The sequence below is a fragment of the Cellulosilyticum sp. genome, from assembly GCF_982396655.1.
On the sequence record NZ_CEVXFV010000002.1, the window covers coordinates 45,176 to 57,621 of the forward strand.

Genomic DNA, 12,446 nt, shown 5'->3' on the forward strand with positions numbered 1-12,446 from the left:
TGCATAAAATCTTGTAGTAACCTAAATAAGATTAGCTTATGATTTTATAGACTGATTGCATTAAATAATTTTTTCTCCTTTTTGGTCTCTCTGTACCAAGCTTAAAGGCAATTATTAACTTTATTATTTGATTTTGTCATCAAATTCTTAACTACACATACTTTATCACTGTTTTTATACAGTGTCAATATATTCTACATATTTATTTTTTATTCTTCAACTTGTCCTAACATCTGATAAATTTTATAAAAATCCAACTTAGATGCTGTCGTATAGCTTGTCTTATCTAAGTCTCCTACAACGATAGTTTCTTCATCTCCTGCAAGTGGTGACGGAATGCCATTGGTGTATTTAATATGATGGCTTAATGTATTTTGGTCTTTATCTACCATTTTGATAATCTCAATTTCATCTGCATAACCAAGGGCTAATGCTGCACTTGGAAATGGTTCACCCTTCCAAGACATACGCAAACCATACATACTTATATTGGTATTTGAAATCGCACTAATCTTATAAAGGTCTTTCACTTGATTCTCGCTTAACATATGAAACTCATCCACCACAATATAATCATAATTGCTAGAAATAATTTCGCTTACATTCATTGCTTCATCTGGCATTAAGAGCATATCTGCCTTTACTTTATCTTTAATTAATCGACTACAGATAAAGCCTCCATCTCTCGTGTCTAATGCCGGTTTAAGGACTAATGTTCTTAAATTTCTAATCCTTAAGTTTTGAACTTCTGCAATGGCTCTGGCAGACTTTGAAGAACCCATTACACCCACTGTCACTTTAAAAAAACCCATGACCTTGTCTCCTTTTTTAATGAATTATTGCTTATAGCATTATACTATACAAACCTATGAATTTAAATCCTTGACATACGCCAAATCCTTATATTCTAGTTGCATAACTTCTGCCTCATCTAATGCTACAATATATCTCAAAAGCCTTCTACGCATACTTTCATCAGTAACCTCAGCTTTGATTTTTTGACGCAATTGACCTAGTTTCTCCACATATTCAGCGAAATCTTCATCATATCTTTCTTCTAACTCCTGTCTAATTTTAGCAGCTAATGCCGGACTATTGCTCCCTGTCGAAACAGCAATCACAAGATTGCCTCTTTGCAAGCTACTGGGCACAATAAAGCTAGATAATGCCTCATCTGTTGCCACATTACAAAGTACATGATGTTTCTTACAATATATGCCAATTCTGCTATTACATAGCTTATCACTAGTTGCTGCTATTACTAAAGAAAACGCCTTACAATAACTTTCTAAGTACTTTTCTTCAAAACTTGCGGAAATCCTTTCTATAGGAAGTTCTTCTAACTCTGGTGCAAACTTTTCACTTAAAACCGTTACCTTTCCGCCATAAGCAAGTAAACTCTTCACTTTACGACACGCTACTTCTCCGCCGCCTATAACCAAACATTTAAACTGACTTAAATCCAACATCAAAGGATAATACATCTTTTCACCTTCTTCTCTTCCCTCCTGTACCACTTATCTTAAATATTTATTTTAAATAAGTGGTATCATTTAACGATTCAATCACTGCAAAGCCATCTGTAACGCTTACGGTACTTATGCTGGCATTATCTATCTTGAAGTGCCAATGCAAACTTTCATTACCTGCTATAAACTCCGAAAGCATACTACGAATGGTCCCTGCATGGGCGCATACTACCACAACGCTATTTTCATGGCTAATGCTCACTTCCTGCAACCATTTTGCCATACGCGTATGTGCCATCACTAAGCTTTCTCCGCCTGGATAACAATAATGATCCTTTTCCTTAAGCATCTTCGTCACTTCATCCGGATAATGTTTTTGAATCCAGCTAAAGTTCTTTCCTTCAAAATCACCAAAGTGAATTTCCTTTAATGCACCTACCACTTCTATATTAGCCTGCTTTAATTCTGCTAAAGGCTGCAATGTTTCATAAGCACGCTTAGAGCTACTTGCATAAAAATAATGGATTGCTGTCTCTTTTAAATATTCTCTTAAAGCAATTGCTTGCTGCTCGCCCACCTTGCTCAGCGGCGTTTCTACAAAGCCTGCAAGTACCCCTTGCTCATTTGCCATAGTTTGTCCATGGCGTATTAAAATCCATGTGATCATTGTATCCCCCTACTTGCGTATTTTTATACTCTCTCTATTTTAAGTTGATTTTTATATTTTTCAAGGACTGTCTTCCCAAGAAATACTTGTTTTTTTACTTCACCGTTCAAATGGTGCAATTAGTTTTTGATTCTTTCATCATAAATCTGAAAAATTAAAACGTAAATCCCATCTATTTTTAGCATTTTTTAAATATCATTTTTAAACAAACCCTTTATTATTGGGATTTGTTGTTTTTTCTTAATAATAACTATTTTCATACAAATAAATAAGACCTATTTTTTTCTTGCATTTCAATCCTCTTTATGTTAACTTATTATTATCAAATAACGTCAAACAACATACAACATGCGTTCACTACCATGGTTGACTTGAAATATATTTCGGAGGATTACATAATGAAAAAACTTTCAACAACATCCAAAACACTCCTTGCTTTAGTTTTAGGTGCTGTGTTTGGGATTATTCTTTCTAATATACCGGAAAACTGGTTTACACAAACTGTTTTATTAGAGGGTATCTTAAAACTATTCGGAACCGGATTCCTAAATGCTATTAAATTAGTCGTTGTTCCTTTAGTATTCGTTTCAATCGTTTATGCAACTGCCTCTTTAGATGACCTAAAAAAAGTAGGCCGTATCGGCGGCAAAACCTTTGTATTTTATACTTTAACAACAGCCCTTGCAATCATACTCGCTTTAGGTGTAGGTGCTATTGTCAAACCAGGTATCGGTGTCGATCTTGCGCTTCTTAAAGCCAACGAAGTGGCAACCACACCAACTGCAACAAGTGTTAATTTTATTGATACATTATTAAACATGATTCCAACAAATATTTTCTCAGCTTTTTCAGAAGGTAACATTTTGGGCATTATCTTCTTCGCCATTTTATTAGGTCTTAGTATTACAATGGTGGGTGAAAAAGCAAAACCATTACTTATTTTATTTGAATCAGGTAATGAAGTACTTTTAAAACTTGTACAAGTTATTATGAAATTTGCACCTTATGGGGTATTTGCACTACTCGCAACTACTTTTGCAAACTTTGGTTTCTCAGCACTTGTACCACTTATTAAATATGTACTTACTGTACTTTTAGGCTTAGCCTTACAGTTTCTTGTGGTTTATATGGGCATGCTATTTTTCATCGGAAAATTACGCCCAACAAAGTTTATCAAAAAGTTTGCCCCTATTTTCAACATTTGTTTATCAACCTCTTCATCAAGTGCAGCGCTTCCTTTAGCCTTAGAACACTCTGAAGCTTCATTCGGCGTTTCTAAAAAAGTAAGTTCATTTACGCTCCCACTTGGTGCAACTATCAACATGGATGGTACAGCCATTATGCAAGGGATTTCAGTTATGTTCATTGCACAAATTTACGGCATTCACCTTGGACTTAATGATTATGTAATGGTTATTCTTTCAGCCGTTCTTGCCTCTATTGGTACAGCTGGCGTTCCTGGTGTTGGTATGATTATGCTCACCATGGTACTTGCATCTGTTAACTTACCGCTTGAAGGCATTGCACTCATTATGGGTGTAGATCGTATCATTGATATGTTCCGTACTGCTGTTAACGTAGCTGGTGATAATGTTTGTACAATCTTAATCGCTAAGAGTGAAAATGAGTTTAATGCGGAAACTTATAATCAAGAATCAGCATAGTCATACAATTAAAATTAAAAACCAACTATCTTACGCTATAAGATAAATTAAAATAGGAGGTACCTGAGAAAGGTACCTCCTATTTTGACATTTATATGAATAACATCGTTAGCATTTTGACAGCGAAGGCTACTAGCCAAGCGATGACACATTGAATCATAACAATTGAAATCGCCCAACTTGTGCCCAATTCGCGTTTAACGGCTGCTATAGCAGCTACACAAGGTGTATATAACAATGAAAACACTAAAAACACTAAGGCTGTAAGCGGTGTAAACATACCATTTAATGCCTGTGTTGTTCCGCCTAAAAGCACTGTTAATGTACTGACAACACTTTCTTTCGCTGTAAACCCTGTAATAAGGGCTGTAGAAATACGCCAGTCATCAAAACCTAAAGGTGCAAATACAGGTGCAATAAAACCGCCTAATAAGGCAAGCATACTCTCACTTGAATTTGTCACCACATTCAGCCTTGTATCAAAGGTCTGTAAGAACCAAATGATAATAGAAGCAATGAAAATGATAGTAAAAGCTTTTGTAATAAAATCTTTTGCTTTATCACCTATAAGTCGAACTACACTTTTAGGACTTGGCAGCCTATAGTTAGGAAGTTCCATAACAAAGGGGACTGGTGCACCTTTAAACTTACTGCCATTTAAAATAAGTGCAAATAAAATTGCTACGATAATACCTGTAAAATACAAGCCAATCATAACAAGCACTTGGTATTTAGGGAAAAATGCTGCTGTAAACAATGCATAAATCGGAAGTTTAGCAGAACAGCTCATAAATGGTGTCAACATAATGGTCATTTTTCTATCCCGATCTGATGGCAATGTACGCGTTGCCATAATGGCAGGTACTGAACATCCGAACCCTATAAGCATCGGCACAAAACTACGTCCTGAAAGTCCTATTTTACGAAGCAGCTTATCCATAACAAAAGCAATTCTTGCCATGTAACCGCTATCTTCTAAAATGGATAAGAAGAAAAATAAGGTCACAATAATTGGTAAGAAGCTTAATACACTACCCACACCTGCAAAAATTCCATCAATAATTAAAGAATGTACAACCGGATTAATGCCATACCAAGTTAGTCCAGTATCACATAAGTTAGTAAGCGCCTCAATCCCCCATTCCATCGCAGTAGACAACCATGCCCCAATAACACCAAAGGTTAACCAAAAGATTAATCCCATAATCCCTATAAATACTGGAATTGCCGTATACTTTCCAGTCAGCACTTTATCTATAGCAACACTTCTTTTATGTTCTTTACTTTCATGAGGTTTAACAACCGTCTCCTCACATACCCTTTCAATAAAATTAAAACGCATATCTGCCAGCGCTGCCAAACGGTCTTTTCCACTTTCTTCTTCCATTTGCAAAATAATATGTTCCAATGTCTGTTTTTCATTTTCATCTAATCCTAGTGTTTCTAAAATCAGCGGATCACCTTCTACTAACTTAGTGGCTGCAAATCGCCCTGGCAAGCCTACCTTTTTAGTGTGGTCATCAATTAAATGCAAAATAGCATGAATACATCTATGTACTGCACCTGTATCTAAACCTGTATCTTCACAAAAATCCATACGCCCTGGCTGCTCTTGGTACTTTGCTACATGAATAGCATGTTCCACGAGCTCATCAATACCTTCATTTTTAGCAGCCGCAATAGGAATAACCGGAATCCCTAGCAACTCTTCCAGCTGATTAATATGAATTGTTCCCCCATTTTCCTTCACTTCATCCATCATATTAAGGGCCAATACCATAGGTACATCTAATTCCATAAGTTGCATTGTTAAATATAAATTTCTTTCAATATTCGTGGCATCTACAATATTAATAATCCCCTTAGGCTTACCTTCTAATATAAATTCTCTAGTTACAATTTCTTCACTTGTATAAGGCGACAACGAATAAATGCCTGGTAAGTCTGTGACATTGCTACGACTATATCCTCTAATTTTTCCATCTTTCCGGTCCACTGTCACCCCTGGAAAGTTGCCAACATGTTGATTAGAACCTGTTAACTGATTAAACAATGTGGTTTTCCCGCAATTTTGGTTACCCACTAAAGCAAATGTCAATATTTCATTATCTGGCAACGGCGCTCCTTGCTTTTTCACGTGGTATTTACCCATTTCTCCTTTGCCGGGGTGTTCAATAGCTTTAACTCTTGTGTTATCCTTTGTATTTCTTTCATGTGCATTATGAACATCCATTAGTGTAATATACGCTGCATCTTCCTTACGTATTGTCAGCTCATAACCTCTCACACGAATTTCTATCGGATCACCCATAGGTGCAACCTTCATCAATGTAATTTCTGTTCCTGGGGTTAACCCCATATCGAGTATGTGCTTCCTAAGGCTCCCATCACCACACTGTACTGCTTCAATTATTGCATCTTTCCCTACCTCTAAGTTTGCTAATGTCATTTTTTCTTTCTCATTCACTTATGCTCACCTACTTATGCAATGAATATGTTTCTCATTTAAATATTACGCCTAACTTTGCTAATTGTAAACGTCTATCATGATACATTTTTTTATTAATCAAAATATTTTAGCCATATAGATAATTAATTAGTTATCTATATGGCTAAAATCTAACGGTTTTGTAATAAGTTATAAAGCATCACCATAGCATCCGCTTTCGTTAATAGCTCTTCAGGTGCAAATTTATCTGCCTTATTATCTAAAATATTTAAACCATAAGCAACTGCAACATAGCCTTTTAACACTTCATTTACTTTTTCATCTTTATAGGGATACTCATAAATATCACTTCGCATTGCTAGCTTTTTGTAAGATGTGGCATTAATTATATATTTTATACCTTCTCCTCTTCTCAGCTGTTTATCAGGTGCTTTTTCACTTTCTTCGAGTAAACCTTGTCTTAAGGCAATCTCATATGTTTGTGTATCTCCTTCAAACCAAGCTGTTGCCTGTTCTAATAATCTTAATAGTTCTTGCTGTGTAATGGCTTCATCAGGCTTTAGCATTGGCCCTTCAAGATAAATTCCACTGTTATAAAGCTTTTTAATAATTTCTTCTGCCTTATTACCTTTAATATCTGTATAAAAGCTACTTGTAGCAGATGCAATCTCCTGCCCTTGCCAGTCAAGCATCTTACCACTAAAAGCATCAAAAAGATTACACCTTGGCTCTATCCCATAAACAAGTGCATAAGTATGTTCTCCTGTCTGCATATAGCAAAGCTTCAGTCCTATATTTTTCACAACATTTTCTTTACTTAATATTCCTTCTCGAGATGGAAACAAAATATTTTTATCCCAATTCACATTATAGCTAATAACCTCATTTAAAGCCGTACTATAAGTAATCTCAATCCCCTCATCACATACTGGAATCCCCTTATACATTCTTGTGAACGTAAGGTTTTGGAGATTTTTATTATATGCATTCATCGTGTTGCTTGTAAAACTTACTGCACTACTCTGCTCTGGACTTACCTCTTGAACAAAGGCCTGTGCTTGCTCCTTAGTCCACTTTTCTCCTACCTCTTTTCGGTCATCATTATAAATATAATAATTATAGGAATACAGTTCTCCAGTCTTTGCATCACAAGATATATCTGTCTCTGCCACTATTTCATCATCTTCTTTAATACCTAGATTCATATAGCGGCGATTTCCAAAACTATCCTTTTGTACACTTGTATTTAAAACACTCATAGCTTTTAATGCAGGAAAATATGTGCTCATTTTCTTCTTAATTGTTTCAACAGACATATAATCTTTTGTCTCTTCCACTGCTTCCTTCTCAGCAGGTGAAAGTGCTTCTGATTCCGCTTTTATACTTTCAGCAGCACCCATTCCCTCATCCTTCGCCCCTCCTGCATAGACTCTTTCTTCATCTCTATATGCCTTTATCTTTTCACCAGTTTTGGCACTAATTGCCACCTCATCATCCTCTATAGAATACGCTAAAAAAGCGCGTTTCGTTTCCATATTATCAAAGTAGGTGTGATACCCTAGTGGCAAGCCAATTTTAGATAAATAAAGAGACTGTGCCTTCACTTCTGTAAAGGCAGGCACAGAAGTGTCATATTGGGCACTGCTGTCAAATTTAAAGCCATTAAAATTCTCAATTATACCGCTTTCTTTATCCACCGAAATACTTACTACACGGTTATATACTTTAACCCCCTCATGCGTTAAATAAAAATCAAAATCATAATCTTCCCTGCTAGTTGGTAACTGTAAATCAGAAACTGCTAAATCCTCTGCATACTCTGGCACCACTTTTTTCAAGAAATCTTCTGCTATCTGCTTTGCTTCCTCTACATCAATCTGAGCTAATTGACTATTTGAGCTATTTTCCTCATCCTTAGAATGATAATAGCTTAAAATATTTCCCTCACTTGTACATGAAATATCCATAGACTCATTATGGTCTTTACGATGCCATGATAAATTCCATGTGTCATCATATAAATTATAATTAAACTCAGAAAGCTCACTCGGTATTTCTATCTTGTCTTTTACACACATAATAATATTTTCAAGCTGGCTACTTGTTTCATTTGCCCAACATGCCTGTGGTTGTAACAAACTACAAGCAATTAAAGCAATCACTAGTCTTCGTTTCATTTTTCTCCCCACTTTCATCTATTATTTATTCATAACGAATATATTTTAATTTTCTTACTATACTCGTTATTTTACGCTTTTAGACGCAAACATAAAACCTTATGTTCCCTCTTGTAATCTAAATGTATTATATTTGTTTCTTACTTAATAGGTATATAAAAAAAGAAAGCACCTCATACTAAAATAGTAGCTAGACATTAACACAAAGAGGTGACTATTTATGACTTTAACAGAAAAAGAAACAACCACTATTAAAGATTTACAATCCCAAGAAGAAATCTGTATTCAAAAATATGGGAAATACGCACAAGAGGCAAAAGATCCTGTTTTAAAAGATCTTTTTAACACCCTTAAAGCAAAAGAACAAGAACACTATCAGTCCTTACAGCAAGTGTTAAATGGCACCGTTCCTAGTTGTGATTGTAATGATGAAGACGGCAAAAACTATCAACCTGCAGCAACTTATACACAAGGCACACAGTCTGATGATAAACAACATGATTGCTTTTTAGCCACCGATTCCATTGGTACAGAAAAAATGGTCTCTAGTGACTATAATTCTGATGTCTTTGCCTTTAGTAATTCTGATATCCGTAAATTATTAGCCGATATCCAAATCGAAGAACAAAATCATGCTGAAATGCTCTATCATTACAAACAAGTAAACGGTATGTCCTAATTCCTAAGACAACCAAAATGAGAGTACCTTATCATTCTTCCTGATAAGATACTCTCATTTTTATTGGAACTAAATAAATTTATTTAGTTGGTACCATATTTTTATCTTTTAATACTACATCATGTGCTCCGCCCTCTACAATACTTACAGAAGAAACTAATGTAATTTTAGCTTTTTCTTGTAATTCAGGAATGGTTAATGCACCACAGTTGCACATGGTTGAACGGACTTTACTTAAAGTAACTGCTAGATTATCATGTAAGCTTCCTGCATAAGGTACATATGAATCTACACCTTCTTCAAATGAAAGCTTAGCTGCACCACCCATATCATAGCGTTGCCAGTTTCTTGCCCTAGCTGACCCCTCTCCCCAGTATTCTTTCATATAATTGCCATTTACAAGCACTTTATTCGTTGGACTTTCATCAAAACGAGAGAAGTAACGCCCTAACATACAGAAGTCACACCCCATAGCAAGTGCTAATGTAATATGATAGTCATGCACAATTCCTCCATCAGCACAAATAGGAATATAAACACCCGTTTCTTCAAAATATTCATCTCTTGCTTTTGCTACTTCAATAACAGCTGTCGCTTGTCCACGACCAATTCCTTTTGTTTCACGCGTGATACAGATTGAACCCCCACCAATACCGATTTTAATAAAATCAGCACCTGCTTCAGCTAAAAATCTAAACCCATCACGGTCAACAACATTACCTGCCCCTACCTTTACGCTATCCCCATATTTCTCACGAATATAGGCAATGGTCATTTGTTGCCATTCTGAAAAGCCTTCTGAAGAATCGATACATAAAACATCTGCACCTGCTTCAATTAATGCTGGAACACGCTGCGCATAATCACGTGTATTAATACCCGCCCCTACAATATAGCGTTTAGAGGCATCCAAAAGTTCATTTGGATTTTCTTTGTGAAACTCATAATCTTTACGAAATACAAAAGAAACAAGTCTTTGATTTTCATCTACAATAGGTAAGGCATTAATTTTGTGATCCCATATAATATTATTCGCATCACTCAGCGTAATACCTTCTTTAGCATAGATGAGCTTTTCAAGTGGTGTCATAAATTCTTTAACCTTTGTATTCATCTCTAAGCGACTAATACGATAGTCCTTACTTGTCACCATTCCCACTAACTTACCACTTGATGACCCATCCTCAGTTACAGCTACTGTTGTATGCCCTGTTTTTTCTTTTAAAGCAATAATGTCTGCTAAGGTTGCCTCTGGACTCACATTAGAATCACTTGGTACAAAACCAGCCTTATAACTCTTAACACGCTTTACCATATTGGCTTGTTCTTCAATTGTTTGAGAACCATAAATAAAAGAAATGCCACCTTCTTTTGCAAGGGCAATTGCCATGGTATCATTTGAAACAGATTGCATAATCGCAGAAACAAGTGGAATATTCATAGAAAGTGCAGGCTCTTCGCCCTTTTTAAACTTTACAAGCGGTGTTTTTAAAGATGCATTTGCAGGAATGCACTCCTTTGATGAATATCCAGGAACCAATAAGTACTCACTAAAAGTATGAGAAGGTTCATCATAATAGTATGCCATTGTATTCACTCCTTAAAATATTTTATCTAAAAGTATATCCCTTTTTATTATCAAAAACAATATTATTTTATAAAATTAAATATTTTTATTTACTATTTTCTACTTTTAACTTATAATCGTTACAACAGTTGACATATTTAATTACAGAAAAGAGGAATATTATGGGAGAATCTACTTTACAACAAAATACTACTTGTACTTTAACACTACTTGGAGAAAACACTTATTTAGAACATAACTTTTCACCTGATTTTCTCCTTAACCTTATTAACACAAACACAAGTCTTACCTTTACCTCACAAAAAAAATTACAAGATTTACTTGCAAATAATCCAAGACTTAGTAAAGTTAAATCTTCACTTACACATATTACACTTCTGACAAGCTTACATAATGATGGCAAACGTTTTTTATGGGTTTATAATGAAAGCCCTAGTGATGTGCATCTCATCTTACCAACCTCTGTGCTTTCTTTGTTAGGCCACTATATTATCTATGATGTTTTAGCGCAAAAAGAGGTAAGCTTCATTGAACAGACTTTTACTTTTAATTTACCTCCTCATGAATTGCGTTTATTCCAAGTTATCTAAAATAAAAAGTGTATAAAACTAGTCTAAAAAAGCTAGTTTTATACACTCTTTATTTTATAATTATACATTTACCTGTATTTTACTTGGTACACAAGTTGAATGTCTCACCACAAGGCTAACATCTAATACAACCTCACTTGTGCTCCCTTCTTCCATATGTTTTAATGCACTTGCTACACATGTTTTACCTAATAAAGCTGCATCTTGATCGATTGTTGTAAGAAGCGGCTGACTAATAACTGCCACTGTACGGTTATCATATCCTATAATCGAAATATCTTCTGGCACGCGGATACCTTGTTCCTTTAAGAATTTCAAAATCCCCGTAGCTACTACATCATTAGCCGCTACTATGGCATCTACTTCTATCATTTGTGTAATAAGCTCTCTTGCTATTTCATAACCATCTTGCCATCTATAACCAGAAAGTTTTACAAGTTCTGGCCTAAACTCAATATGTTCTTCTGCTAAAGCCTTTTGATATCCTTGAAATCGGCTCATAGATACATAAAAACCACGATACTCATCTTGCAGTGCCATAAACTCCTCAAAACTCATAATCGGTTTTTCTAAATCATGAATAGGTCCTAAATAAACAATCTTTTTACGTCCCAATCTTGCTAAATATTTTGTTGCTAAATAACCTGCCTTTTCATTATCAAAATAAACTTTTGAAAATGTTTCATCTTTTATTTGACGTCCACCTATTACTACAGGAATCTTCTTATATAGAGGTATTTCATAAATACTTTCAATCGTTGCAATAGGATAATAAATTAAAGCACTAATAGATGTTTTTGCTAGTGCTTCTAAGTTTTCTCTTTCTCTAGCTTGTTTACCAAAACTTGAACGAATTAATAACTCATAACCATTTGCACTTGCAACCTCCATAATTCCAGCTATAATTTCTGAATAAAAAGGACTTGCGATTTCAGGAACAATTACACCCATCAAAGGAACTTCTTGTGTGCCATTATGTTTTTTCTTAGTTTTGACCTCATAACCTAATGCCTCTATCGCTGCATAGGTTCTTTGAATTAAATCTTCTTTTACGCTGCCACCATTTAATACTCTTGACACAGTAGCTGGTGATACATTTGCTTTGGCAGCAACATCATTTATTGTAATCTTAGCCATTTTACTTCCTCAATCTATTTGATCTT

Annotated in this window: 10 protein-coding genes; 3 read left to right on the plus strand and 7 right to left on the minus strand. The window is 35.1% G+C overall.

Features of this window, described 5'->3' with window-relative positions:
• Positions 1-209: 209 nt before the first annotated feature.
• The 3 genes from AC1VAQ_RS01375 to AC1VAQ_RS01385 are packed head-to-tail and all read right to left on the minus strand — an operon-like array spanning position 210 to position 2,136.
• Complete coding sequence (locus AC1VAQ_RS01375) at positions 210-812, minus strand: hypothetical protein (protein WP_302596695.1); 603 nt, start codon at positions 810-812, stop codon at positions 210-212.
• A 54-nt stretch (positions 813-866) separates the two neighbouring features.
• Positions 867-1,517 (minus strand): precorrin-2 dehydrogenase/sirohydrochlorin ferrochelatase family protein, encoded by a 651-nt coding sequence (locus AC1VAQ_RS01380; RefSeq protein WP_479903405.1) that lies wholly within the window; start codon positions 1,515-1,517, stop codon positions 867-869.
• Positions 1,518-1,530: 13 nt separating this feature from the next.
• Positions 1,531-2,136, minus strand: a complete 606-nt coding sequence (locus AC1VAQ_RS01385; protein ID WP_302596693.1) for a histidine phosphatase family protein — start codon at positions 2,134-2,136, stop codon at positions 1,531-1,533.
• Positions 2,137-2,534: 398 nt separating this feature from the next.
• Between AC1VAQ_RS01385 and AC1VAQ_RS01390 the strand changes: the two genes are divergently transcribed.
• Positions 2,535-3,800 (plus strand): dicarboxylate/amino acid:cation symporter, encoded by a 1,266-nt coding sequence (locus tag AC1VAQ_RS01390; RefSeq protein ID WP_302596692.1) that lies wholly within the window; start codon positions 2,535-2,537, stop codon positions 3,798-3,800.
• A gap of 91 nt (positions 3,801-3,891) precedes the next feature.
• On the opposite strand, the gene feoB is transcribed toward AC1VAQ_RS01390, so the two are convergent.
• Together feoB and AC1VAQ_RS01400 are read right to left on the minus strand one after the other, a co-directional pair.
• On the minus strand, positions 3,892-6,249 hold the full coding sequence (feoB, locus tag AC1VAQ_RS01395; protein ID WP_302596696.1) for a ferrous iron transport protein B: 2,358 nt from the start codon (positions 6,247-6,249) through the stop codon (positions 3,892-3,894).
• A gap of 170 nt (positions 6,250-6,419) precedes the next feature.
• Complete coding sequence (locus tag AC1VAQ_RS01400) at positions 6,420-8,426, minus strand: YcdB/YcdC domain-containing protein (protein ID WP_302596691.1); 2,007 nt, start codon at positions 8,424-8,426, stop codon at positions 6,420-6,422.
• Positions 8,427-8,646: 220 nt separating this feature from the next.
• On the opposite strand from AC1VAQ_RS01400, the gene AC1VAQ_RS01405 reads away from it, so the two are divergent.
• Positions 8,647-9,105 (plus strand): ferritin-like domain-containing protein, encoded by a 459-nt coding sequence (locus tag AC1VAQ_RS01405; RefSeq protein WP_479903406.1) that lies wholly within the window; start codon positions 8,647-8,649, stop codon positions 9,103-9,105.
• 79 nt (positions 9,106-9,184) lie between these two features.
• Here the strand turns inward: AC1VAQ_RS01405 and AC1VAQ_RS01410 are convergent, their stop codons facing one another.
• Entirely contained in the window at positions 9,185-10,693 is a 1,509-nt protein-coding gene (locus AC1VAQ_RS01410) for an IMP dehydrogenase (protein ID WP_303243726.1), read from the minus strand.
• Positions 10,694-10,854: 161 nt separating this feature from the next.
• Here AC1VAQ_RS01410 and AC1VAQ_RS01415 point away from each other — a divergent pair, with 161 nt between their 5' ends.
• On the plus strand, positions 10,855-11,283 hold the full coding sequence (locus tag AC1VAQ_RS01415; protein ID WP_479903407.1) for a hypothetical protein: 429 nt from the start codon (positions 10,855-10,857) through the stop codon (positions 11,281-11,283).
• A gap of 60 nt (positions 11,284-11,343) precedes the next feature.
• Here the strand turns inward: AC1VAQ_RS01415 and AC1VAQ_RS01420 are convergent, their stop codons facing one another.
• Positions 11,344-12,420 carry a LacI family DNA-binding transcriptional regulator gene (locus AC1VAQ_RS01420; RefSeq protein WP_302596687.1) on the minus strand — a complete coding sequence of 359 codons (1,077 nt, stop codon included), beginning with the start codon at positions 12,418-12,420 and terminating at the stop codon, positions 11,344-11,346.
• Positions 12,421-12,446 lie beyond the last annotated feature (26 nt).

Coding starts and splice junctions, on each gene's coding strand:
- AC1VAQ_RS01385 (WP_302596693.1), bottom strand. CDS start 2,136: ATGATCACATGGATTTTAATACGCCATGGACAAACTATGGCAAATGAG.
- AC1VAQ_RS01400 (WP_302596691.1), bottom strand. CDS start 8,426: ATGAAACGAAGACTAGTGATTGCTTTAATTGCTTGTAGTTTGTTACAA.
- feoB (WP_302596696.1), bottom strand. CDS start 6,249: ATGACATTAGCAAACTTAGAGGTAGGGAAAGATGCAATAATTGAAGCA.
- AC1VAQ_RS01405 (WP_479903406.1), top strand. CDS start 8,647: ATGACTTTAACAGAAAAAGAAACAACCACTATTAAAGATTTACAATCC.
- AC1VAQ_RS01415 (WP_479903407.1), top strand. CDS start 10,855: ATGGGAGAATCTACTTTACAACAAAATACTACTTGTACTTTAACACTA.
- AC1VAQ_RS01420 (WP_302596687.1), bottom strand. CDS start 12,420: ATGGCTAAGATTACAATAAATGATGTTGCTGCCAAAGCAAATGTATCA.
- AC1VAQ_RS01390 (WP_302596692.1), top strand. CDS start 2,535: ATGAAAAAACTTTCAACAACATCCAAAACACTCCTTGCTTTAGTTTTA.
- AC1VAQ_RS01375 (WP_302596695.1), bottom strand. CDS start 812: ATGGGTTTTTTTAAAGTGACAGTGGGTGTAATGGGTTCTTCAAAGTCT.
- AC1VAQ_RS01410 (WP_303243726.1), bottom strand. CDS start 10,693: ATGGCATACTATTATGATGAACCTTCTCATACTTTTAGTGAGTACTTA.